We start from the raw sequence: 23,352 nt of genomic DNA, 5'->3' as shown, positions 1-23,352 counted from the left end.
AACAACAAGAATTCCGTCAAAGAGGCTTCACTATGCGCAAACCAGAACTCGCCGCCGTCATCGCCGATAAGGCCGATCTGACCAAGGAAAAGGCCAATCAGGTTTTGAACGCGATTCTCGACAGCATCACCGGTGCCCTGGACAAGGACACCGTGACCCTGGTCGGCTTCGGCACCTTCGAAAAACGTCATCGCGGCGCGCGTACCGGCAAGAACCCGCAAACCGGCGAGCCGGTGAAGATCAAGGCAAGCAACACCGTGGCCTTCAAGCCAGGCAAGAACCTGCGCGACAGCGTCAATGTCCCGGCCAAGCCAGCCAAGAAAGGCAAGTGATCGCTTCCTGACAACCCCAGTGTCAGCCAAGCGGGCGCCCCAGGGCGCCCGTTGTGCTTTCTGCAGGCAAAATGTTTCGAACTTGCATAAATAGTTCTGGAAAAGGATAGACTGCGCGTCTTAGTCACTTTTTATTCGAGGCGCGTTGATGAAGTTCCGCTTTCTTCTCTGGGCCATGGGGCTGTTGATGGCCAGGGCCAGCTGTAACAACCCGGCATTTCAGCAGCAGCTCAAGGGCAAGGACCTGGTGTTCCAGATGCAGACCCTGGACGGCAAGGTTGCCCGGCACTTCACCGTCAACAACGAGCGCATCAGCAGCAAGGGCGGCGCGCACCCAGAGCCGGCCTTCGCCATCGCCTTCAAGGATGCGGCCTACGGCTTTGCCACGATGCAGGCGGGCAACAAGCAGTTGGCGTTCATGCAGGGGATTCAGGACAAGAACATCCAGATCAAGGGCAATCCGGCGTTGGTGATGTGGTTCCAGGGGTTGATGAAATACCTGAAACCGAAGAAGTAGGACTGAAATTGCTGGGGCTGCTTTGCAGCCCATCGCGACACAAGGCCGCTCCTACAGGGACCGCGTCCCATTCAGGGTTTGTGCGGTCCCTGTAGGAGCGGCCTTGCGTCGCGATAGGGCCGCAAAGCGGCCCCAATGGCCCTTAATGCGGTGCGTGGAACTGCAAAGCCAGATCGCGCAACAGGCTCTCGGCCTCCAGCACCTTGTTCACCGCCTCCTCGGCCTTGTCCCGGGTAATCCCCAACCGCTCAAGCAGCTCATCAGGAATTTCCTCCAGCGGCCCTGAACCGATCCCCCGCGAGCGCAGCAGCCGGGTAGCCAGGCACACCAGGTTGGGGAACGCCGCATTCTCGCCGTCGTAGGCCGGGTCGTGCTGGAAGCGCAGCGCGGTCGACAGCTCTTCCGGCATGTCCCACAACTTCATCAGCCAGGCGCCAATCTGCTCACGGCTGATGCCCAGCAGGTGCTGTTCCACGTAGGTGTGGCTCAGGTGCGGGTTGACCTCCAGGTGGCGACAGATCAACGAAAAGTGCGGCGGGAATACGTGCGCCAGCAACAGGTAGCCAAAGTTGTGCAGCAGCCCGGCCAGGTAGGTCAGGCCAGCTTCGGGGCGTTCTGCCCGCGGCATGGCACGGGTCAGGCCTTCGATGATGGCGGCGGTATAGATCGATTGCTGCCAGTACGGCGTGGCCTGCTGCGGTTGGTCTTTTGGCAGGCTCATGGATTTGCCCAGGGCCAGGCCCAGGGCAAGGTTGATCACCAGGTCGAAGCCCAGCACGCGCACGATGGCATCCTCCACCGAGCGGATCTTGCCCGGTGAGGCATAGTAAGGCGACGCCGCCCAGCTCACCACTTGCGCGGCCAGCGCCGGGTCGGTTTCGACCACGCCAGTGATGTCATCGATGCTGGCATTGGGGTCTACCCGCAGCTTGATGATTTTTTGCGCAGTGTCGGCCAGCGGCGGGATTTCGATGGTTTCTTCCAGACGCTTCTGGATGCGCCGGGCAGTGAAGGCCCGCACGGCATTGGTGATTTCCCGGGTGTCGTCATCGGGGCGGTCGAGGTTGGGGCTGATCGCCTCGACTTCCTGGCCGAAACTGCTTTCGCTGGCCTTGGCCAGCATGCGCTTGAAGTGTGCACGTTCGATTTCCAGCAGCAGGCCGGCTTCACCCGACTGGATATAAACGGGGTCGACGTCGAGCAGGCGTTTCTCGTACTGGCACGGCGAGCTGGTCAGCGCCGGGATCCCCGGCAGGGCCTTGAGCTGGTGCTTGTCGAGCATCTGCTTCAGGCGCGGCACCGACACGGCCGTAAGCTTGCGCCCGGTCACCTCGGTCAGGCGGTTCAGGTCCAGCAACTGGCTCTGCGGGAACAGCACCATCAGGGCGCCGACCTCGTCGTCGAGCAGCACAGCCTGAACCCGTGAGGCGGCCTGCAGGCGCGAATCTTCGAGCACCTCGCGGTAGGCTACGCCGAGCTTTTCAAGCAGCAGCCTGATAACGGAAGGTGTGTGTGGGGTTGCGGTGTCCAGGGCAACTTCAGTCATGGTCCGTATCCACTGATTCTTTTAAACGCGAAGTATAACCAGCCTCGGCGCAAATCTGGATCCATTATGGGACTGGCGTCACACTTGGCCATATTGCTGGCCATGACGCAGCCAGCGGTCCAGCAACGGGCTGACGTGTTCCGGCCAGCGGGCGATCAGCGCTTGGGCAGCGTCACGCACGGCCGGCAGCAGGTCGGCGTCGCGCATCAGGTCGGCGACCTTGAACTGCAGCAGGCCGGTCTGGCGGGTGCCGAGCATCTCGCCCGGACCACGCAGCTCCAGGTCTTTTTCGGCAATGATGAAGCCGTCATTGGTTTCACGCATGATCCCCAGGCGCTCGCGACCGATTTGCGACAGCGGCGGGTGGTACAGCAACACGCAATGGCTGACGGCGCTGCCCCGGCCAACCCGGCCGCGCAGCTGGTGCAGCTGGGCCAGGCCCAGGCGCTCGGGGTTCTCGATGATCATCAGGCTGGAATTAGGCACATCCACGCCGACTTCGATCACCGTGGTAGCGACCAACAGCTGCAATTCACCGGCCTTGAACTGCGCCATGATTTCGGCTTTTTCCGCCGGTTTCATGCGCCCGTGAATCAGCCCCACCCGCAATTCGCCCAAGGCGCTGCCAAGTTCCTCGTAGGTGCTTTCGGCGGCCTGGCAGGTGAGCTCTTCTGACTCTTCAATCAGGGTGCATACCCAATAGGCCTGGCGCCCTTCGGCACAGGCGGCGCGTACTCGCTCGACCACTTCGAAGCGGCGGCTGTCGGCGACCAGCACGGTGTTCACCGGCGTACGCCCAGGTGGCAGCTCGTCGAGCACCGAGGTGTCCAGGTCGGCATAAGCGCTCATGGCCAGGGTACGCGGGATCGGTGTGGCGGTCATGATCAACTGGTGCGGGCACAACTCGCCAGCCACGCCCTTCTTGCGCAGGGCCAGTCGCTGCTGCACGCCAAAACGGTGCTGCTCGTCGATGATCGCCAGGGCCAGGTGCTTGAACTTCACCTCTTCCTGGAACAGTGCGTGGGTGCCGACCACCATCGGCGCCCCGTTGGCGATCTGCTCCAGGGACGCTGCCCGGGCCTTGCCCTTGAGCTTGCCGGCCAACCAGGCCACTTCGATGCCCAACGGCTCCAGCCAGCGCTTGAAGGTGATGTAGTGCTGTTCGGCGAGGATCTCGGTAGGTGCCATTAACGCCACCTGATAGCCGGCCTCCAGGGCTTGCAGGGCGGCCAGCGCCGCGACCACGGTCTTGCCCGCGCCCACGTCGCCTTGCACCAGGCGCATCATCGGCTCGTGCTGGCTGAGGTCGTAGGCAATTTCATTGGCTACCCGCTGCTGTGCACCGGTCGGCGGGAAGCCCAGGTTGGCCAGGTATTGCGCCTGCAGGCGGGTAGCCTTGGGCAACACGGGAGCACGCAGGCTGCGCAGGCTTTCGCGCAGGCGCTGTTGCGAAAGCTGGTGGGTCAGCAGCTCTTCGAAAGCCAGGCGGTGCTGAGCCCAGTGGTGCCCCAAGGCCAGCTCGTCGACGTCGGCGTCGGCTGGCGGGTTGTGCAGGTAGCGGATGGCATCGTCCAGCGGTGCCAACTGGTAGTCGCGGGCCAGTTCGTCGGGCAGCCAGTCGGGCAGGCTGCGCGGGCCAAGCATGGCCAGGCTCTGCTGGCATAGCTGGCGCAGGCGTTGCTGGGTAAGGCCTTCGGTAGACGGGTAGATCGGCGTCAGGGTCTGATCGACCGGTGGCGGCGGTTCGTCGCCATTCAGGGCGCGGTATTCCGGGTGGTAGATTTCCAGGCCCGAAGCGCCGGGGCGCGCCTCGCCGTAGCAGCGCAGGTGGGTGCCCCGCTTGAGGCCTTCCTTCTGCGCGTTGCTGAAGTGATAGAAGCGCAGGCTCAACACACCACTGCCGTCACCCAGGCGCACCACCAGGCTGCGGCGCTTGCCCATGGTCACGTCGGCGCCGCTGACCACACCCTCGATCACGGCATCCTGCCCCGGGCGCAGCTGGCCGATGGGTACCACGCGCGTGCGGTCCTGATAGCGCAGGGGCAAGTGAAACAGCACGTCCTGCAGGTTCTCCAGGCCGACCTTGGCGAGTTTCTCGGCCATGGCCTCGCCAACACCCTTGAGCACGGTGACCGGGACGTTCGACAGCTCAGTCATGACTCAGGCCGGCTGTTCCGCAGGGGTTTTGGCGACCGAGCACAGGCGGATCGAGTCGGCGAGGATCTCGATGGCCTTCGGCCGCGGGAAGCTGGCACGCCAGGCAATGGCCACGGTACGGAACGGCGCCGGTGCGGTCAGCGGGCGCACTTCGATGACCCCCGGCGCATAGTGATGGCTGTGCACGGCCGACAGCGGCAGGATCGACACGCCAAGGCCCGAGGCCACCATGTGGCGGATGGTTTCCAGCGAACTGGACTCGACCGTGGTGTGCCGGGAACCTTCACCGCCCTTGTTCAGGGTCGGGCAGGCTTCCAGTACCTGGTCTCGGAAACAGTGGCCTTCACCGAGTAGCAACAGGCTCTTGTCGTTGAGCATGGCGGTGTCGATGGTTTTTTTAGCCGTCCACGGGTGGTCGGCCGGCATCAGGGCGCAGAACGGTTCGTCGTACAGCGGCAGGGTCAGCACGTCGGCTTCATTGAACGGCAGGGCGATGATCACTGCATCCAGCTCGCCGTTGCGCAGTTTTTCGCGCAGCACGTGAGTGAAGTTTTCTTCGATGTACAGCGGCATCTGCGGCGCCACGCGGTGCAGCTGCGGGATCAGGTGCGGGAACAGGTAGGGGCCGACGGTGTAGATGGCGCCAACCTTGAGCGGGGCAGTCAGCTGGTTCTTGCCGGCCTGGGCCAGCTCGCGAATGCCTTGGGCCTGCTCCAGTACCTTCTGTGCCTGAGCAACGATGCTTTCGCCGACCGGGGTCAGGCGTACCGCGCTCTTGCTGCGTTCGAAGATCAGAACGCCTAGCTCATCCTCGAGCTTCTTCACACCGACCGACAGGGTCGGCTGGCTCACATGGCAGCGCTCGGCGGCATGGCCGAAGTGCTGTTCCTGGGCGAGTGTGACGATGTAGCGTAATTCTGTGAGGGTCATAACGTGCGTCCATGAAGTTGCGGCCCCAGCATAGCGGCTGCAATCGATAGACGCACGTTATCAGAGTTGCCGATTTGTGACAGAAGCAAAAGTGTCAGCGGCGGTCCAGTGAGTAGACGAACGGTGCCACGACTTCGATCGTGCCATTGTTCAACAACTCGGGTGGCGGCTTGGGTACTGTGCCGGCCCGGCGGATCATTTCCAGGGTCGCCCGGTCCAGGGCAGCACTGCCCGAACCACCGGCCATCGAGTACGACACTACCTTGCCCTCGGCATCGACCACGAAGCGCAGGCGGTTGATGCCCTGCAGACCGCGACGGCGCGCGTCTTCCGGGTACCGCTTGTACTTGGCCAGGTGACGCAGCAGGTCACTCTGCCAGGTCGGCAGGGCGTTGCTGTTGGACGCAATGCTCGGTGCCGGTGCCGCAGATTTCTGCGGTGGCGTGTTGCTTGGCGGTGCGTCTACCGTCTGCTCGGTCGGCGGTGCTTCCTTCGGCGGCTCAGGCTTTTTCTCGGGCTTCGGCGGCTGTGGCTTGGCCTTCGGCTTGGGCGGCTTGGGAATGGCGATTTTCGGTTTGGGTGCTTCCACCAGCTTCGGCAGCGGCGGTTCCTCGACCGGTGCCGGTGGCTGCGGCGCCGCCTTTGGAGGTGGTGGTGGCGCAGGCTCCGGCAGCGGTGCCAGTTCGACCATCATGGCTGCCGGCGGCAGCTCGATGGCCTGGGGCACCGACCAGTTGAGCGTCAGCAGCACGGCGACCACGTGCACACCCAGCACGATCGCCAGGCTGCCACCGTAGCGCGCCATGTTTGAGCGCGGTTTTGTCATTTCTTGGCTGCCGTCTCGAGACCTACCAGACCGACCTTCAGGTAGCCGGCCGCGCGCATGTTGTTCATCACTTCCATCAGGTCACCGTAATCCACGCCTTTATCGGCCTGGAAGAAGATGGTGGTTTCCTTGTCACCCTTGGTCTTGGCGTCGAGCATCGGGCCAAGCTGGTCGGGTGCAGCAACCTGATCGTCGCCGACGTACAGCTTCTGGTCGGCCTTGACGCTGACGAACACCGGCTTCTCGGGCCTCGGCGCCGGCTTGGCGGTCGAGGCCGGCAGGTCGACCTTGATGTCGACCGTGGCCAGGGGGGCTGCGACCATGAAGATGATCAGCAGCACCAGCATCACGTCGATAAACGGGGTAACGTTGATTTCGTGGTTTTCGGCGAGGTCGTCGCCACCTTCGTTGAGATGCAGGCCCATGGTTTACCCCACTTTCACCATGTGCGGGGCGGCGCGCTCGCTGCCCTGATGGTCCAGATCACGGCTGACCAGCAGCAGTACCTGGGCGGAGGCGTCGGACACCTGAGCCTTGTAGCCAGCGATGGAGCGAGCGAAGACGTTGTAGATGACCACGGCCGGGATTGCTGCGACCAGGCCCAGGGCGGTGGCCAGCAGGGCTTCGGCGATGCCTGGTGCGACCACCGCCAGGTTGGTGGTCTGGGTCTTGGCGATGCCGATGAAGCTGTTCATGATGCCCCATACGGTACCGAACAGACCGACGAACGGCGCAGTGGAACCGATGGTGGCGAGTACGCCGGTGCCGCTGCTCATGGTGCGGCCGCTGGCGTGTACCAGGCGTTCCAGGCGGAAGCTTACGCGCTCCTTGATGCCTTCTTTTTCGCGGGCGTTGGCCGACAGGCGCATCTCTTCGAGGGCGTCGTGGACCAGGGTGTGGGCCAGGGTGCCTTCTTTGTTGGCGGCTTCACTGGCGTCTTTGAGGGTGGTGGATTTCTTCAGCTGGGCGATTTCACCACGCAGGCGACGCTTGGCGCCCATCAGTTCGAAGCCTTTGGCGATCCAGATGGTCCAGGTAATGATGGACGCGATGGCCAGGCCGATCATGACGATCTTCACGACGATGTCGGCATTCTTGTACATGCCCCATGGGGACAGGTCGTGGGCCATGCCCAGCGAGGTGTCTTCAACCATGGCTTCGACGCTTGGGTCGACTGCAGCCGGTGCATCGGCTGGGGCAGCGGCGGCAGCGGCCGGTGCCTGTACGTCGCCAGCCGGGGCGCCCGGGGCAGTACCCGGCGCAGCAGCGGCAGTGGCCGCAGCCGGGGTGCCGGTATTGGCGGTTGGCTCATCGGCCATGGCCACCGGGGCCAGCACCAGGCTGAGTGTCAGCGCGGCGATGGCGCGCCAGGCGCGCGACGGGGTTGGCGAAGCGGAAGGTTGATTACGTGTCATGCTGGCCGGACCTGATGAAGAAAAAAGGTAAACGTTCTCCAAGGCCTCGAGGTAGGCCGAGAACAAATTGGCGACCATTATTGCAAGTAATTCTTGTTAACAAAAGTAATCTTGTTGCTTTTTTCGCCTATGGTCTAGCCACCCATCGTGTAGCGTGGTCGGCTGATCAATTGGTCTAGGGAGTTTTGTGATGTCAGACCTTTGTGTGATGGTGGTGGGTTGTGGTGATGTGGGCGGTCGTCTGGCCCGGCAGATGCTGGCGCGCGGCTGGCAGGTGAGCGGCCTGCGCCGGTCGGTCGGGGAGCTACCAGCAGGTGTTCAGCCGGTTGCCGCAGACCTGGCCGAAGCGTCGCTTCCGCAAGCCTGGCCAACGGGCGCGCTGGATTACCTGGTGTATTGCGTGGCCGCCAGCCAGCACGACGAGGCGGGTTACCAGGCAGCCTATGTAGACGGTTTGCGCCATGTGCTGGCGTGGTTGGCCGAACGTGGCCAGCGCCCGCGCCGCCTGCTGTTCGTTTCCAGCAGCAGCGTGTATGCGCAACAGGACGGCGAATGGATAGAGGAGGACGCGGCCACTGAGCCTCAGGGTTATTCCGGGCGGGTGATGCTGGAGGCTGAACGGCTGGCACTGGCCAGTGGCATTCCGGCGAGCGTGGTGCGCCTGACCGGCATTTATGGGCCAGGCAGGGAATGGTTGCTGAGCCAGGTGCGCCAGGGTTACCGCGTGGCCGTAGAGCCGCCGCTCTATGGCAACCGCATTCACGCCGAGGACGCTGCCAGCCTGCTGGCGTTCCTGCTGCAGGCCGATGCTGATGGCAAGGTGCTGGACAATTGCTACATCGGCGTGGACGACGACCCGGCACCACTGGCCGACGTGGTGGCCTGGCTGCGCGAGTACATGGGCGTTACCGAGTGGTCCGATGAGCAGCGTGTGCGGCGTACTGGCAGCAAGCGCTGCAGCAACGCCCGCGCGCGGGCGTTAGGCTGGGCGCCGGTGTACCCGAGTTACAAGGAAGGCTACGCGGCGATCTTGAAAGGAAAAAACCAGCCCTCAGACTGACGCGGTCGATTGTAGGAGCGGCCTTGTGTCGCGACGGGGCGCGCAGCGGCCCCAGGGTTTCAGCGTCTCAGCATAAATTGCTGGGGCTGCTTCGCAGCCCGATCGCGACACAAGGCCGCTCCTACAGGTGCGCGTGGGGCCTCTAGTTGCGTTCCAGCACCCACTGACGCGTACCCGCTGCCAGCTGCGGCATTTCATCCGACCGCGCACGGTTCACTGCCTGGAAAATCTCCAGTGTGTCGCCATCGCGCTTGATAATGAATGGCGCCCCACGCTGGTTGCGCTCCAGCCACAGGCTGTCGTTGCTGCCACCCATGGTCGCGCAGTCGCCGGCCAGGCACAGGGCGAAGCGGTCCGGGCCTGGCAAGCCAGTGACGTTGCCGGTGTCGCTGAAGCGCACCTTTTCGCCTTTGCCCTGACCTTCGAGAATTTTCCACTCCCCACCCAGGTAAGCCTGATACAGGGCTTTTTCGAAGCTGCTGCCCAACGGGGCGTTGGCTGTGGCCGGGGCGTTGACGCGCACGAAGGTCTGCTGGGTGCCAGCCTGGTCAGTGGTCAGCAGTTCGTCGCCGTCCAGCTCAAGCCGCTCGGTCTGGCCACCGAAAAAACTGGCCTGCAGTTGTTTCTCAAGGGGGGTCAACTGCCCGTCGGCAGCTTCGAAGCCATTGCTGAAACTGGCCTGGTGGTTGGCGACGTCGAGTTTCCACTCGAATACCGGGCCATGTTCATTCAGGGCCTGGCGCAGGCTGTCACCTTTCACGGCAGCCTTGATCGCGGCCTGGTTGATCCAGGTGCCGTTGAAATCTTCGGGTTTGTGGCTGGCGCAGCCGCCCAGTAGCAGGGCTGCCAGCGCGAGGGGCAGTGCTTGACGCATGACGGGAAAACCTTGCAGAGGAGGGAGGGTGACGGGCAGGGCGCCCATCACCCGAGGCATCATTCGATGACCAGGATGGCGTCCATTTCGACCTGGGCGCCTTTCGGCAGCGCGGCAACGCCAATGGCGGCGCGGGCCGGGTAAGGCTGTTCGAAGTAGCGGCCCATGACCTCGTTGACCTTGGCGAAGTGGCTCAGGTCGGTCAGGAAGATGTTCAGCTTGACGATGTCCTTGAACGAACCGCCAGCGGCTTCAGCCACGGCCTTGAGGTTCTCGAACACCTGCACGGTCTGGGCTTCGAAGCCTTCGACCAGTTCCATGGTCTTCGGGTCCAGCGGGATCTGGCCCGACATGTACACGGTGTTGCCGGCCTTGATCGCTTGCGAGTAGGTACCGATAGCGGCTGGGGCCTTGTCGCTGTTGATGACGGTCTTGCTCATGATGACTCCTTGCGGTTGGCGGACTACGTACGCATGCGGGTGATGCGGACCACACCGGTCAGGGTACGCAGCTTCTTGATCACACGTGCCAGGTGCACACGGTCGTGCACGCTGACCACCAGTTGGACCACGCTGATACGGCCGTCGCGTTCGTCCATGCTGATCTTCTCGATGTTGCCGTCGGCGGCGTTGACGCTGCTGGCCAGCAGGGCGATCAGGCCGCGTTGGTGTTCCAGTTCGACACGCAGTTCAACATTGAACTCGCCCGTGATGTCCTTGGCCCAGGAGAGCTGCACGCATTTTTCCGGGTTGTGGCGGATTTCACTGATATTGCGGCAGTTTTCCAGGTGCACGACCATGCCCTTGCCCGCCGACAGGTGGCCGACGATCGGGTCGCCCGGGATCGGTGTACAGCACTTGGCGTAGCTCAGCACCAGGCCTTCGGTACCGCGGATCGCCAGCGGGCCTTCCGGCGCCGGCAATTGTTCGCCTTCGGCCGATAGCAGGCGGCGTGCGACCACGTAGGCCATGCGGTTGCCCAGGCCGATGTCTTCGAGCAGGTCTTCGATCAGCTCCAGGCGGTACTCGGCGAGAATCGCCTGAATGCGCTCCTGGGGGATATTCTCAAGGCTGCTGTCGAAGCCGGTGAGCACTTTGTTCAGCAGGCGTTCGCCCAGGCTGATGGACTCGGAGCGTCGCTGCTGCTTGAGCGCGTGGCGGATGTGCGTACGCGCCTTGCCGGTGACCACGAAGTTGAGCCAGGCCGGGTTTGGCCGGGCGCCCGGGGCGCTGACGATTTCCACCGTCGAGCCGCTCTGCAGCGGCTCGGACAGCGGTGCCAGGCGGCGGTTGATGCGGCAGGCGATGCAGCTGTTGCCGACGTCGGTGTGTACCGCATAGGCGAAGTCGACGGCCGTGGAGCCTTTGGGCAGCTCCATGATCCGGCCTTTGGGCGTGAACACGTAGACCTCGTCCGGGAACAGGTCGATCTTCACGCTCTCGATGAATTCCAGCGAGTTGCCCGCGCGTTGCTGAAGCTCGAGGATGCCTTTGACCCACTGGCGGGCCCGGGCGTGGCTGCCCTTGGGCTGCTCGTCGTCGTTGGACTTGTACAGCCAGTGCGCGGCAATGCCGTTGTTGGCCATCTCTTCCATTTCGCGGGTGCGGATCTGGATTTCGATGGGCACGCCGTGCATGCCGAACAACGTCGTGTGCAACGACTGGTAGCCGTTGGCCTTGGGGATCGCGATGTAATCCTTGAATCGACCGGGCAGTGGCTTGTACAGGTTGTGCACGGCGCCAAGCACGCGGTAGCAGGTGTCGACCTTGTCGACGATGATGCGGAAGGCGTACACGTCCATGATCTCGTTGAAGGCGCGGCGCTTGCCGCGCATCTTCTTGTAGATGCCATAGAGGTGTTTCTGCCGGCCGCTGACCTCGCCTTCGATACCGTCGGCAGCCAGGCAGTTGGCCAGCGAGTGCTCGATCTTGGCGACGATCTCTTTACGGTTGCCGCGTGCGCTTTTCACCGCCCGGTGAATCAGCGACGAGCGCATCGGGTGCATGGCCTTGAAGCCGAGGTCCTCGAATTCCACGCGCACGGTGTGCATGCCCAGGCGGTTGGCGATGGGGGCGTAGATCTCGAGGGTTTCCTTGGCGATGCGTCGGCGTTTTTCGCCAGACAGCACTTCCAGGGTGCGCATGTTGTGCAGCCGATCGGCCAGCTTGACCAGGATCACGCGAATATCGCGGGCCATGGCCATGGCCATCTTCTGGAAGTTCTCGGCCTGCGCCTCGGCCTTGGTCTCGAAGTTCATCTGGGTCAGCTTGCTGACCCCGTCGACCAGCTCGGCCACGGTCTCGCCAAACTGCTGGCTCAGGGCTTCCTTGGCGATGCCGGTGTCTTCGATCACGTCGTGCAGCATGGCCGCCATCAGGCTTTGATGGTCCATGTGCATGTCGGCGAGGATGCTGGCCACGGCCAGCGGGTGGGTCACGTAGGGCTCGCCGCTGCGGCGGCGCTGCCCGTCGTGGGCCTGTTCGGCGTAGAAATAGGCGCGCCGGACCAGGTTGACCTGTTCGGGGCCAAGATAGGTCGACAGCCGTTCGGCCAAGGCTTCTATACCCGGCATGGGTTCACCTCCTGCCGAGGAAGAGGGCCTTGCGCCGTGCGACGTCGACCTGGCATCAATCAGACAGCCTCGTTGTTCTCGTCCTCGAATGCGGCGAACACCGGATCCTCGGTGACGATCTCTTCGGCGGCGATGAACTCGTTGGTGACGATGCCTTCGGCGATTTCACGCAGGGCAACAACGGTAGGCTTGTCGTTTTCCCATGCTACGCGTGGCTCTTTGCCGCCGGTCGCCAGCTGGCGAGCGCGCTTGGTCGAGAGCATGACCAGCTCAAAGCGGTTATCCACGTGTTCCAGGCAGTCTTCAACAGTTACGCGGGCCATGGTCTTCCTCAGTAGCAAATGCGGTGGGCGTGCAGCCCGATAATGGGCAGGCGGACTCGATAGTATAAAAATTCACCAGCCAATAGGGAAGCGCTGTTTTGCCGAGCCGCTTCATCCCCAAGCCTGCCACCGCACCCTGTGGGAGCGGCTTCAGCCGCGAAAGGGCCGGAACAGACACCCTCAATGCTTGAAGCTGACGATAACCTCAGAGCATCGCACCGCGCAACCGCGGGGTCAGCTCTTCGAACAATGTCTGCACCGAGCGCAGGGCCCGGCAATCCGGCCGGGTCAGCAGCCATAACTGGGTGTCGCAGCCGGCCAGCGGCCCGCTCAGCGCGTCCACCCCGGGCAGTGCATGCACCATGTAGTCCGGCAGCGCCGCCACGCCCAGCCCGGCGGTCACCAGTTGGGCGATGGTCGACATGCTGCTGCACTGGTAGCGCGGGCTCAACCCTGGGTACTGCTGGTTGCGCCAGACCACTGTGGGGTGGTCTTGCATCGAGTCGTCAGGGGCGATCCACGGCGTGCTGGCCGGCGATTCGGCCAGGCGCTCGCGCCACTGCGGCTGACCGCAGACAACATAGGAGGTAGACCCCAGGTTGCGGCCCACCAGGTGCTCCGGTGGTGTGTTGGTCAGGCGCAGGGCAATGTCGGCGTCGCGACGGCTGAGGTTGGCGAAGGTGTTGGACGTGCCCATTTCCAGCGACAGGGCCGGGTAATTGGGCATGAACTCGGCCAGCGCCGGCAGCAACAGGCTGTGCATCACCGCCTCGGTGCACGTCAGGCGCACCGTGCCGCTGACCACCTGCTCGCCACTGGTCATGGCGATGCGCGCCGCCTCCAGCGCCTGTTCGGCGCGCTCGGCCTGCTCGGCCAAGGCCTGCGCAGTGTCGGTCGGCAGGTAGCCTTTGCGGCTTTTTACAAACAGCGCGGTACCGAGTGCCGATTCCAGCCGGCGGATCGAACGGAACACGGTCGACACGTCGACTTTCAGCAGCTCGGCGGCCTTGGCCAGCGAGCGGCCACGCTCCAGTGCCAAGACCAGGGAGAGGTCGGCGTGGGTAATCTGATATTGCATTGGTGCACGCTCTGCTTGCCGAATTGCCAATGTCTGTTGCATCAGGGCCATTTTATAGTGAAACGGCCCCCCGGAATCAATGCGCCCGGTCGGGTAACCAATCCCCACGATGGGAAAGTGAAAAGAACAACAGCTGCAACCATCGTCGCCCGTGAGGCGCCAGCCGTATCCCCACATCGCCGCAGCAAATCAAAGGATGTACAGCCATGACGTCGGTAACCCCGTGCGCCAGTTCTTCCAGCGAGATGAATGACTTCCTCCAGGCCCATCCGGACACGCAGTACGTCGATCTGCTGATCTCGGACATGAATGGCGTGGTACGTGGCAAGCGCATCGAGCGGGCCAGCCTGCACAAGGTATACGAAAAGGGCATCAACCTGCCGGCGTCGCTGTTCGCCTTGGACATCAACGGCTCCACAGTCGAAAGCACCGGGCTGGGGCTGGATATCGGCGATGCCGACCGCATCTGCTACCCAATCGACGGCACGCTCTGTAATGAGCCGTGGCAAAAACGCCCCACCGCCCAGCTGCTGATGACCATGCACGAGCTTGAAGGCCAGCCGTTCTTCGCTGACCCGCGCGAAGTGCTGCGCCAGGTGGTGAGCAAGTTCGACGACCTGGGCCTGGATATCTGCGCCGCATTCGAGCTGGAGTTCTACCTGATCGACCAGGACAACCTCAACGGCCGCCCGCAACCGCCGCGTTCGCCGATTTCCGGAAAACGCCCGCAGTCGACCCAGGTGTACCTGATCGACGACCTCGACGAATACGCCGACTGCCTTCAGGACATGCTCGAAGCGGCCAAGGAACAGGACTTGCCGGCTGATGCCATCGTCAAGGAAAGCGCCCCGGCGCAGTTCGAGGTCAACCTGCATCACGTGGCCGACCCGCTGAAGGCCTGTGACTACGCGATCCTGCTCAAACGCCTGATCAAGAACGTGGCCTACGACCATGAAATGGACACCACTTTCATGGCCAAGCCCTACCCGGGCCAGGCAGGTAATGGCCTGCATGTGCACATCTCATTGCTGGACAAGAAAACCGGCAAGAACATTTTCGCCAGTGACGATCCGCTGCAAAGCGATACGCTGCGCCACGCCATCGGTGGCGTGCTGGAGACCATGCCGGCGTCGATGGCCTTCCTCTGCCCGAACGTCAACTCCTACCGCCGCTTCGGCGCGCAGTTCTATGTGCCTAATGCGCCGAGCTGGGGCCTGGACAACCGCACCGTGGCGGTACGCGTGCCCACCGACAGCAGCGATAACGTGCGCCTTGAGCACCGCGTGGCCGGCGCCGATGCCAACCCGTACCTGATGCTGGCGGCCATCCTGGCCGGCGTGCATCACGGCTTGACCAACAAGGTCGAGCCCGAAGCGCCGATCGAAGGCAACTCGTACGAACAACTGGAGCAAAGCCTGCCGAACAACCTGCGCGATGCCCTGCGCGCGCTGGACGACAGCGAAGTCCTCAACCAATACATCAGCCCGGACTACATCGATATCTTCGTGGCCTGCAAGGAAAGCGAGCTGGCCGAATTCGAAGTGTCGATTTCCGACCTTGAGTACAACTGGTACCTGCACACGGTGTAAGCCCATGAGCGCAACTGCGGTCCCCTTGATCGGTATCAGTGCCTGCCGCCAGCAGGTGGGGAAGAACTCCTCGCACACGGTGGGCGACAAGTATGTCGAGGCGGCCGGCTTTGCCGGCCTGCCGCTGATCTTGCCGGCCCGTGACGGGGGCAGTGACACGCCCGCGCTGCTGGCCCGGCTGCACGGCATTGTTTTTACCGGCTCGCCTTCAAATATCGAACCGCATCATTACAATGGCGCCCCCAGTGCAGCGGGTACCCGGCACGACCTGGCGCGCGATCGCCTGACCCTGCCGCTGCTGCAGGCGGCGATTGCCGCCGGCGTGCCTGTGTTTTGCATCTGCCGTGGCTACCAGGAACTGAATGTGGCCCTTGGCGGCAGCCTGCACCAGCGTGTGCAGGAGCTGCCGGGCTACCTTGATCACCGCGAACCCGAGGACGCCCCCCTGGAGGTGCAATACGGCCCTCGTCACCCGGTCGGCATCGAGCCTGGCGGGTTGTTCGAGCGCCTGGGCCTGGCTACGCAGTTCCAGGTCAACTCGCTGCACAGCCAGGGCATCGACTGCCTCGCCCCGGGCCTGCGGGTCGAAGCACGGGCCCCGGATGGTCTGATCGAAGCGGTGTCCATGCCTGCGGCGCCGGGCTTCGTGCTTGGCGTGCAGTGGCACCCGGAGTGGCGGTTCAACGAAAACCCGGTCTCGCTGCGCCTGTTTCAGGCGTTTCGCGAGGCCTGCTTTGCCTATGCAGCACGGGAGGGCGCACGCCAGGAGTGATTCTGACGGCAGCCGAGGTCTCGGATGACCTGTTCCCGATAGCACGCTTTCAATGAGTGAAAGCGGGCCTTGTACGCAAGGCCTGTGAAAACAATTCCAAAATTTACGGCAAATACTCATGAGCAATTACACAGAAGCCGGCCGCCCACCCGACGTGGCGGCCGACGCGGGCAACACCCAGCGCAGCAAGGGGCTGGCCAAAGGCCGCTTGGGCTTGCTGGCCAGCGTGGTGCTGGGCATTTCCACCATCGCCCCGGTCTACACCCTGACCGGCGCCCTTGGCCCGACCGTGCGCGAGGTGGGTGCGCACCTGCCGGCCGTGTTCATCGTCGGCTTCCTGCCGATGCTGCTGGTGGCTCTGGGTTACCGCGAGCTGAACTCGGCCGAGCCGGACAGTGGCACTTCGTTTACCTGGTCGGCGCGTGCCTTCGGCCCGATGATCGGCTGGATTGGCGGCTGGGGTCTGGTGGTGGCCACCACCATCGTGCTGTCCAACCTGGCCGGCGTGGCGGTCGACTTCTTCTACCTGTTCCTCGGCCAGATCACGGGTAAGCACGAGTTGGCGGCATTGGCCGACAACCTGTTGATCAACATCACCACCTGTTGCGTATTCATCGCCCTGGCCGTGTGGATCTGCTGTCGCGGCATTGCCACCACGATGACTGTGCAGTACGGCCTGGTGGCCCTGCAGTTGCTGGTACTGATCGGTTTTGCCTTCGCCGCCTTCGGTGGAACCGCCGCGCCGCCATCGCTGGAGTTTGATTTCGCCTGGTTCAACCCGTTCGGCGTCGAGTCGTTCTCGGCCTTTGCTGCGGGCTTGTCGTTGTCGATTTTCATCTTCTGGGGTTGGGATACCTGCCTGACCGTCAGCGAAGAGTCGGTCGGCAGTGAAGAGGTGCCGGGCAAGGCTGCCACCTTGACCGTAATGCTGATTCTTGGCCTGTATCTGTTCACTGCCATCGCCACCCTGCAGTTTGCCGGTATCAGCGAAACGGGCCTGGGCCTGAACAACCCGCGCATCCAGGAGAACGTGTTTGCCCACCTGGCCGGCCCGGTCATGGGGCCGCTGGCAATCCTGATGTCGATTGCCGTACTGGCCAGCACCGCAGCGTCGCTGCAGTCGACCTTCGTGGCGCCGGCGCGCACCCTGTTGGCCATGGGTTACTACGGCGCGGTTCCGCCAAAGTTCGCCAGCGTCTGCCCGCGCTCGCAAACCCCGCGCTACGCCACCATTTGTGCCGGCATCGCCGCAGGTTTGTTCTACGTGACCATGCGTACCCTGAGCGAGAACGTGCTGGCGGACACCATTACTGCACTGGGCATGATGATCTGCTTCTACTATTCGCTGACGGCGTTTGCCTGCGTCTGGTATTTCCGCGACAGCCTGTTCAGCAGCCTGCGCCACTTCATCATGCGCGGCATGTGCCCGCTGGTGGGTGGGGTGATTTTGTCGGTGATCTTTGCGCGTACCGCCATCGACAGCGCCTCGCCGGACTTCGGCAGCGGCTCGCATGTGGGCGGGTTGGGGCTGGTGTTCGTGATTGCCGCGATCATCTCGGTGCTGGGCATCGGGCTGATGATGCTGTCGCGCATGCGCGCGCCGGCGTATTTCCTGGGGGCTACCCTGCGTCAGCAGGCTACCTTGCCGTTGCAGGAATAAAGCTGGGGGGCGCTTTGCGCCCCTATCGCGACACAAGGCCGCTCCTACAAAAGATCGCGTCAGTCAGTCTTGCGCGGTCTCATGTAGGAGCGGCCTTGTGTCGCGAGAGGGCTGCAAAGCAGCCCCGTGCGGTCTTTCAGGAGAGCAGTTCTTTCAGCAGCCCGCTGTTGCGCTGTTGCTGTTTCTTCAGCAGCAGGCGATTGGAGCGGAACACTGCCTTCAAGTCTTCCAGCGCCACGTCGAAATCATCATTGATGATCACGTAGTCATACTCGTCGTAGTGCACCATCTCGCTGACCGCTTCCTTCATGCGCCCGGCAATGATCGCTTCACTGTCCTGCCCGCGGCCGTCCAGGCGCTGGCGCAGCGCTTCCTGGCTCGGCGGCAGGATGAACACCGACAGTGCCTGCGGCATCAGCTTGCGCACCTGTTGGGCGCCTTGCCAGTCGATTTCCAGGATCAGGTCATTGCCCTGGTCCAGCACTTCTTGCAGCGCGCTGCGCGAAGTGCCGTAGAAGTTGCCGAATACTTCGGCATGCTCCAGGAAGTCACCCTGCGCGATCAGCGCCTTGAATTCCTCGTGGACGACGAAGTGGTAGTTCACCCCGTGCTGCTCGCCCGGGCGCATGGCGCGGGTGGTGTGCGAGACCGAGACGCGGATTTGCTGGTCGTCCTTGGTCAGGGCGGTGACCAGGCTGGTCTTGCCGGCGCCCGAAGGGGCCGAAACGATGTAGAGGGTGCCGCTGCTGTGGTTCATGGTCGGGGTGGCCTTACTCGATGTTCTGTACTTGTTCACGCATCTGTTCGATCAATACCTTCAGGTTGACCGCCGCTTGCGTGCTGCGTGGGTCGAAGGCCTTGGAGCCCAGGGTGTTGGCCTCGCGGTTGAGTTCCTGCATCAGGAAGTCCAGGCGCCGGCCGGCGGCGCCACCACCCTTGAGCACCCGGCGCACTTCGGTGACATGGGTGCTGAGGCGGTCGAGTTCCTCGGCCACGTCGCTTTTCTGGGCCAATAGCACCATTTCCTGCTCCAGGCGCTGCGGGTCTAGTTCCGCTTGCATGTCGCCGAAACGGTCGAGAATCTTCTGCCGCTGTGCCGCCAGCATCTGCGGCACCAGCGCGCGCAGGGTGGTGACTTCGCCGGCCATGTTGTCCAGGCGCTCGTTGATCAACCGGGCCAGCTCCTGGCCTTCGCGCAGGCGCCCGGCCTTGAGTTCAGCCAAGGCTTCGTCGAACAGCGCCATGGCTTCGGCGTTCAGCGCCTGCGGGTCGCTGGTGTCGGCCACCAGCACGCCCGGCCACGACAGCACCTCCAGCGGGTTCAGTGGCGCCGGCTGCTTGATCAGACCGGCCACTTCCTCGGCGGCGGCCACCAGCTGCGCGGCGCGCTCGCGGTCTACCTTCAGCGGCTTGCCGTTGCTGTCTTCGTTGAGGCGCAAGGTGCATTCCACCTTGCCCCGCGACAGCCCCTGGCGCAGGCCTTCACGCACGCCGCCTTCAAGGTCGCGCAGGGCCTCGGGCAGGCGCAGGTGCGGCTCCAGGTAGCGATGGTTGACCGAACGCAGCTCCCAGACCAGGGTGCCCTGGCTGCCGGCGCGCTCGACACGAGCAAAAGCGGTCATGCTGTGCACCATGGGGAGTACCTCGCGTAGATGAATGAACGGTGGCAGCCACTTGGCTGCAAGGCGCAGGATTGTAGCGCAGTGGGGCCGTGGCGCCCAATCCGCCTATGTTACCGAGGGGTGCCTGCAGCGGTAGGAAAAGGCGACGGGCAGCCCCGCGCGCGACAATAGGCATGTCCTCGCCGGGCTGCGGGCTCTATAATGCACGGCAGATTCAAAGTCCCAGTACAGGTATCCCAGATGAAACGTCCAAGTGGTCGCGCCGCCGATCAGCTCCGCTCGATCCGCATCACCCGCAACTACACCAAGCACGCCGAAGGGTCGGTACTGGTCGAGTTCGGTGACACCAAGGTCATCTGCACGGTCAGCGTGGAAAACGGTGTACCGCGCTTCCTCAAAGGCCAGGGCCAAGGCTGGCTGACCGCCGAATACGGTATGCTGCCGCGTTCCACCGGCGAGCGTAACCAGCGCGAAGCCAGCCGCGGCAAGCAGGGTGGTCGCACCCTGGAAATCCAGCGCCTTATCGGCCGTTCGCTGCGCGCCGCGCTGGACATGAGCAAGCTCGGTGACATCACCCTGTACGTCGACTGCGACGTGATCCAGGCCGATGGCGGCACCCGCACCGCGTCCATCACCGGTGCCATGGTCGCCCTGTGCGACGCCCTGGCGGTGATCAAGAAGCGCGGCGGCCTGAAGGGCGGCAACCCGCTCAAGCACATGATCGGTGCTGTTTCGGTCGGCATGTACCAGGGCGAAGCCGTGCTCGACCTGGACTATCTCGAAGACTCCGCAGCCGAGACCGACCTGAACGTGGTCGTGACCAGTGCCGGTGGCTTCATCGAGGTACAGGGCACCGCCGAAGGCGCGCCGTTCCAGCCTGAAGAACTCAACGCCATGCTCGCCCTGGCGCAGAAAGGCATGACTGAAATCTTCGAACTGCAGCAGGCCGCGCTGGCCGACTGAAACCAGCCAGGGAGGTGCGGGGGCATGAGCGATTCGAACCTGTCGATTACCCCGCCCAATGCCGAAATCCGGCAATGGGCGATGTTCTGCCACCTCTCCGCGCTGCTGGGCCTGGTGGTGCCGCTCGGGCACCTGCTGGGCCCGCTGGTGCTGTGGCACCTCAAGCGCGAACAAGACCCTTTCATCGACGCCCAGGGCAAAGAGGCGCTGAACTTTCAGATCAGCGTGACCATTGCCGGGTTCATCTGCTTCTTGCTGATGTTCGTGTTTATCGGGCTGGTGCTGTTCGCCATGCTGACGGTGGCAGTGCTGATCCTGATCATCATTGCCGCGGTGCGGGCGAATGAGGGCAAGCCTTATCGCTACCCGATGATCTGGCGGCCGATCAAATAAAGCTGGGGCTGCTTTGCAGCCCTATCGCGACACAAGGCCGCTCCTACAGGGGAATGCATAACCCTTGTAGGAGCGGCCTTGTGTCGCGACAGGGCCGCAAAGCGGCCCCATGCCATGTTAGATGGTCAACGTCCAGTCATAGTCCACAATCAGCGGCGCATGCTGCGAGAAGCGCGGCTGACGCGGCAGGCGGGCGTTGCGCACGAAGCGGCGCAGGCCCGGGGTGAGGATCTGGTAGTCGAACCGGTAGCCCAGGTTGAGCATCTCGGCCTGTTCGTTGTCCGGCCACCAGCTGTACTGGTCACCTTCACGGCTGACTTCGCGCAGGGCATCGACATAACCCATCTCGCCCGTGATCGCATCCATCCAGGCCCGCTCGGGCGCCAGGAAGCCCGGCGACTGCTGGCTGTCACGCCAGTTTTTGATGTCGAGCTTCTGTTGCGCCACGTAGAACGAGCCGCAGTAGATGTATTCGCGACGCTTGCGGCGTTGCTTGTCCAGGTACTTGGCAAAGTCGTCCATCAACTTGAACTTCTGGTTCAAGTCTTCATCCCCGTTCATGCCCGAAGGCAACAGCAGGGTGGCAATACTGACTTTGTCGAAATCTGCTTGCAGGTAACGCCCGTAACGGTCGGCTGTCTCGAAGCCCAGGCCGGTGATGACTGCCTTGGGCTGCATGCGCGAATAGAGGGCCACACCACCTTGGGCAGGCACCTCCGCGTCGCAGGCATAAAGGAAATAGCCATCGAGCTGGAAAGCTGGGTCATCGAGTTCAAAGGCCGAGGCGCGGGTATCCTGAAGGCAGATGACGTCGGCATTCTGGGCTTGCAGCCAGCTGAGCAAACCACGCTCGGCCGCAGCCTGAATGCCATTTACGTTCACACTGATGATCCGCATAAATGGCCCCATAAATCTCGTGCGTGTATGATACCCGAGCTCAACCCATTTAGCTAAATCCGTGGTGTCCGGGACTATTCATGCAGCCGTATCAGCGCGACTTTATCCGTTTTGCCATCGATCGCGGGGTACTGCGTTTCGGTGAATTCACCCTGAAATCGGGGCGTACCAGCCCGTATTTCTTCAATGCCGGCCTGTTCAACACCGGTTCCGCCCTGGCCGAACTGGGCCGTTGCTACGCCGCCGCCATCGTCGACAGCAAGATCCCGTTCGATGTGCTGTTCGGCCCGGCCTACAAGGGTATCCCGCTGGCGGCGACTACCGCCGTGGCGCTGGCAGACCAGCATCAGCTCGACGTGCCATGGTGCTTCAACCGCAAGGAAGCCAAGGACCACGGCGAAGGCGGCAGCCTGGTTGGCGCACCGCTGGCCGGTGAGGTGTTGATCATCGACGACGTGATCACTGCCGGTACCGCCATTCGTGAGGTCATGCAAATCATCAACGCCCAGCAGGCCAAGGCCGCCGGCGTGCTGATCGCGCTGAACCGCGAAGAGCGTGGCAATGGCGAGTTGTCGGCGATCCAGGAGGTGGAGCGCGACTTCGGCATCCCGGTGGTCAGCATCGTTTCGCTGACCCAAGTGCTGGAGTTCCTGGCCGATGACCCACAGCTGAAGCAGCACTTGCCGGCTGTCGAGGCTTACCGGGCGCAGTACGGGATCTGATCCTGGCCTGGAACTGAAAAAGGCGACCTTCTTGTGAAGGTCGCCTTTTTTTGTGTCGCCTGTTCGGGCCTCTTCGCGGGTGAACCCGCTCCTACATGGGGCAGCGCCAGGCTCGAAGGCTGCGATTGCCTTGTAGGAGCGGGTTTATCGAGGCGTCGAACCGCCGCGAATAAGCCCGAACAGGCTAACCAATCACTCAGCGTGGCTTGCGGTTGGTAATCAGGGTACCCACGCCGCTGTCGGTGAAGATCTCCAGCAGCACCGCATTCGGCACGCGGCCGTCGATGATGTGCGAGCTGTTCACGCCGCCCTGCACCGCATCCAGCGCGCACTTGATCTTCGGCAGCATGCCGCCGTAGATGGTGCCGTCGGCGATCAGTTCGTTGACCTGCTCGGTGGTCAGGCCGGTCAGGACCTGGCCCTGCTTGTCCATCAGGCCGGCGATGTTGGTCAGCAGCATCAGCTTCTCAGCCTTCAGCGCCTCGGCCACCTTACCGGCCACCAGGTCGGCGTTGATGTTGTACGACTCACCGTTGGCACCCACGCCGATTGGCGCGATGACCGGGATGAAGTCGCCCTTCACCAGCATGTTCAACAGGTCAGTGTTCACGCTCACCACTTCGCCAACGTGGCCGATGTCGATGATTTCCGGGGTAGTCATCTCGGGCGTTTGGCGGCTGACGGTCAGCTTGCGGGCGCGGATCAGCTCCGCGTCCTTGCCGGTCAGGCCGATGGCGCTGCCGCCGTGGCGGTTGATCAGGTTGACGATGTCCTTGTTGACCTGGCCACCCAGCACCATCTCTACCACGTCCATGGTCGCCGAGTCGGTGACGCGCATGCCGTCGATGAAGTGGCTTTCGATCGACAGGCGCTTGAGCAGGTCGCCGATCTGCGGGCCACCGCCGTGGACCACCACCGGGTTGATGCCCACAGCCTTCATCAGCACGATGTCACGGGCGAAGCCGGTCTTGAGCTCCTCGCTCTCCATCGCGTTGCCGCCGTACTTGATCACCAGGGTCTTGCCGACAAAGCGGCGAATGTAAGGCAGTGCTTCGGACAAAACCTCGGCTACATGGGAAGCGGCATCGCGATCGAGGGTCATGC

The 23,352-nt window shown here is 63.1% G+C and carries 24 protein-coding genes; 9 read left to right on the top strand and 15 right to left on the bottom strand.

Annotated elements, in window-relative coordinates:
• Positions 1 to 32 precede the first annotated feature (32 nt).
• On the top strand, positions 33 to 332 hold the full coding sequence (locus ACIP02_RS02470; protein ID WP_201199496.1) for an HU family DNA-binding protein: 300 nt from the start codon (positions 33 to 35) through the stop codon (positions 330 to 332).
• Between the two features lie 148 nt (positions 333 to 480).
• Positions 481 to 849: an SCP2 sterol-binding domain-containing protein gene (locus tag ACIP02_RS02465; RefSeq protein ID WP_400612871.1), complete on the top strand. Its 369-nt coding sequence runs from the start codon at positions 481 to 483 to the stop codon at positions 847 to 849.
• Positions 850 to 991: 142 nt separating this feature from the next.
• Here ACIP02_RS02465 and ACIP02_RS02460 read toward each other — a convergent pair whose 3' ends face one another.
• The 6 genes from ACIP02_RS02460 to exbB form a co-directional block, all read right to left on the bottom strand.
• Positions 992 to 2,395: an HDOD domain-containing protein gene (locus tag ACIP02_RS02460; protein ID WP_400612868.1), complete on the bottom strand. Its 1,404-nt coding sequence runs from the start codon at positions 2,393 to 2,395 to the stop codon at positions 992 to 994.
• Positions 2,396 to 2,473: 78 nt separating this feature from the next.
• Positions 2,474 to 4,552, bottom strand: coding sequence for an ATP-dependent DNA helicase RecG (gene recG / locus ACIP02_RS02455; protein ID WP_400612866.1), 2,079 nt, complete (start codon positions 4,550 to 4,552; stop codon positions 2,474 to 2,476).
• Positions 4,553 to 4,555: 3 nt separating this feature from the next.
• Positions 4,556 to 5,482 carry a hydrogen peroxide-inducible genes activator gene (locus ACIP02_RS02450; protein ID WP_085621510.1) on the bottom strand — a complete coding sequence of 309 codons (927 nt, stop codon included), beginning with the start codon at positions 5,480 to 5,482 and terminating at the stop codon, positions 4,556 to 4,558.
• A 94-nt stretch (positions 5,483 to 5,576) separates the two neighbouring features.
• Entirely contained in the window at positions 5,577 to 6,308 is a 732-nt protein-coding gene (locus ACIP02_RS02445) for an energy transducer TonB (RefSeq protein WP_400612863.1), read from the bottom strand.
• Positions 6,305 to 6,733, bottom strand: coding sequence for a TonB system transport protein ExbD (gene exbD / locus ACIP02_RS02440; RefSeq protein WP_003253367.1), 429 nt, complete (start codon positions 6,731 to 6,733; stop codon positions 6,305 to 6,307). Before exbD ends, ACIP02_RS02445 begins: the two co-directional genes overlap by 4 nt.
• A gap of 3 nt (positions 6,734 to 6,736) precedes the next feature.
• Positions 6,737 to 7,723 (bottom strand): tonB-system energizer ExbB, encoded by a 987-nt coding sequence (exbB, locus tag ACIP02_RS02435; RefSeq protein WP_400612861.1) that lies wholly within the window; start codon positions 7,721 to 7,723, stop codon positions 6,737 to 6,739.
• A gap of 190 nt (positions 7,724 to 7,913) precedes the next feature.
• Here exbB and ACIP02_RS02430 point away from each other — a divergent pair, with 190 nt between their 5' ends.
• Complete coding sequence (locus ACIP02_RS02430; protein WP_400612858.1) at positions 7,914 to 8,783, top strand: SDR family oxidoreductase; 870 nt, start codon at positions 7,914 to 7,916, stop codon at positions 8,781 to 8,783.
• A gap of 142 nt (positions 8,784 to 8,925) precedes the next feature.
• Here ACIP02_RS02430 and ACIP02_RS02425 read toward each other — a convergent pair whose 3' ends face one another.
• The 5 genes from ACIP02_RS02425 to ACIP02_RS02405 form a co-directional block, all read right to left on the bottom strand.
• Complete coding sequence (locus tag ACIP02_RS02425; RefSeq protein WP_400612856.1) at positions 8,926 to 9,657, bottom strand: hypothetical protein; 732 nt, start codon at positions 9,655 to 9,657, stop codon at positions 8,926 to 8,928.
• Between the two features lie 59 nt (positions 9,658 to 9,716).
• A complete protein-coding gene (locus tag ACIP02_RS02420; protein WP_009684531.1) occupies positions 9,717 to 10,097 on the bottom strand; it encodes a RidA family protein in 381 nt (126 codons plus the stop codon).
• Between the two features lie 23 nt (positions 10,098 to 10,120).
• Entirely contained in the window at positions 10,121 to 12,229 is a 2,109-nt protein-coding gene (gene spoT / locus ACIP02_RS02415; RefSeq protein ID WP_400612854.1) for a bifunctional GTP diphosphokinase/guanosine-3',5'-bis pyrophosphate 3'-pyrophosphohydrolase, read from the bottom strand.
• A 59-nt stretch (positions 12,230 to 12,288) separates the two neighbouring features.
• Positions 12,289 to 12,552: a DNA-directed RNA polymerase subunit omega gene (gene rpoZ / locus ACIP02_RS02410; protein ID WP_003253383.1), complete on the bottom strand. Its 264-nt coding sequence runs from the start codon at positions 12,550 to 12,552 to the stop codon at positions 12,289 to 12,291.
• A 205-nt stretch (positions 12,553 to 12,757) separates the two neighbouring features.
• Positions 12,758 to 13,630 (bottom strand): LysR family transcriptional regulator, encoded by an 873-nt coding sequence (locus ACIP02_RS02405; RefSeq protein WP_400612851.1) that lies wholly within the window; start codon positions 13,628 to 13,630, stop codon positions 12,758 to 12,760.
• Positions 13,631 to 13,836: 206 nt separating this feature from the next.
• Here ACIP02_RS02405 and ACIP02_RS02400 point away from each other — a divergent pair, with 206 nt between their 5' ends.
• From ACIP02_RS02400 to ACIP02_RS02390, 3 genes are all read left to right on the top strand, one after another.
• Complete coding sequence (locus ACIP02_RS02400; protein ID WP_400612848.1) at positions 13,837 to 15,219, top strand: glutamine synthetase family protein; 1,383 nt, start codon at positions 13,837 to 13,839, stop codon at positions 15,217 to 15,219.
• Between the two features lie 4 nt (positions 15,220 to 15,223).
• Complete coding sequence (locus ACIP02_RS02395; RefSeq protein WP_400612846.1) at positions 15,224 to 15,991, top strand: gamma-glutamyl-gamma-aminobutyrate hydrolase family protein; 768 nt, start codon at positions 15,224 to 15,226, stop codon at positions 15,989 to 15,991.
• Positions 15,992 to 16,109: 118 nt separating this feature from the next.
• Positions 16,110 to 17,651: an APC family permease gene (locus ACIP02_RS02390; RefSeq protein ID WP_400612843.1), complete on the top strand. Its 1,542-nt coding sequence runs from the start codon at positions 16,110 to 16,112 to the stop codon at positions 17,649 to 17,651.
• Positions 17,652 to 17,787: 136 nt separating this feature from the next.
• On the opposite strand, the gene gmk is transcribed toward ACIP02_RS02390, so the two are convergent.
• On the bottom strand, positions 17,788 to 18,408 hold the full coding sequence (gene gmk / locus ACIP02_RS02385) for a guanylate kinase (RefSeq protein ID WP_400612841.1): 621 nt from the start codon (positions 18,406 to 18,408) through the stop codon (positions 17,788 to 17,790).
• 13 nt (positions 18,409 to 18,421) lie between these two features.
• Positions 18,422 to 19,285 (bottom strand): YicC/YloC family endoribonuclease, encoded by an 864-nt coding sequence (locus ACIP02_RS02380; protein ID WP_201199464.1) that lies wholly within the window; start codon positions 19,283 to 19,285, stop codon positions 18,422 to 18,424.
• A 228-nt stretch (positions 19,286 to 19,513) separates the two neighbouring features.
• Here ACIP02_RS02380 and rph point away from each other — a divergent pair, with 228 nt between their 5' ends.
• Together rph and ACIP02_RS02370 are read left to right on the top strand one after the other, a co-directional pair.
• A complete protein-coding gene (gene rph / locus ACIP02_RS02375; protein ID WP_201199463.1) occupies positions 19,514 to 20,236 on the top strand; it encodes a ribonuclease PH in 723 nt (240 codons plus the stop codon).
• Positions 20,237 to 20,260: 24 nt separating this feature from the next.
• Positions 20,261 to 20,629 (top strand): DUF4870 domain-containing protein, encoded by a 369-nt coding sequence (locus ACIP02_RS02370; RefSeq protein WP_201199455.1) that lies wholly within the window; start codon positions 20,261 to 20,263, stop codon positions 20,627 to 20,629.
• 117 nt (positions 20,630 to 20,746) lie between these two features.
• Here the strand turns inward: ACIP02_RS02370 and ACIP02_RS02365 are convergent, their stop codons facing one another.
• The gene (locus tag ACIP02_RS02365; protein WP_172229251.1) at positions 20,747 to 21,526 is read right to left on the bottom strand and encodes an exodeoxyribonuclease III; all 780 of its coding nucleotides are present in this window, start codon (positions 21,524 to 21,526) and stop codon (positions 20,747 to 20,749) included.
• A gap of 80 nt (positions 21,527 to 21,606) precedes the next feature.
• Between ACIP02_RS02365 and pyrE the strand changes: the two genes are divergently transcribed.
• Positions 21,607 to 22,248 carry an orotate phosphoribosyltransferase gene (gene pyrE, locus ACIP02_RS02360; protein WP_014861506.1) on the top strand — a complete coding sequence of 214 codons (642 nt, stop codon included), beginning with the start codon at positions 21,607 to 21,609 and terminating at the stop codon, positions 22,246 to 22,248.
• A 196-nt stretch (positions 22,249 to 22,444) separates the two neighbouring features.
• On the opposite strand, the gene argB is transcribed toward pyrE, so the two are convergent.
• Positions 22,445 to 23,350: an acetylglutamate kinase gene (argB, locus tag ACIP02_RS02355; RefSeq protein WP_004575216.1), complete on the bottom strand. Its 906-nt coding sequence runs from the start codon at positions 23,348 to 23,350 to the stop codon at positions 22,445 to 22,447.
• Between the last annotated feature and the right edge of the window lie 2 nt (positions 23,351 to 23,352).

Source organism: Pseudomonas sp. NPDC089408 (assembly GCF_044749445.1).
Taxonomy (GTDB): Bacteria; Pseudomonadota; Gammaproteobacteria; order Pseudomonadales; family Pseudomonadaceae; genus Aquipseudomonas.
The sequence above is the reverse complement of the archived record's forward strand: the minus strand, read 5'-3'. Positions and strand labels throughout refer to the sequence as shown.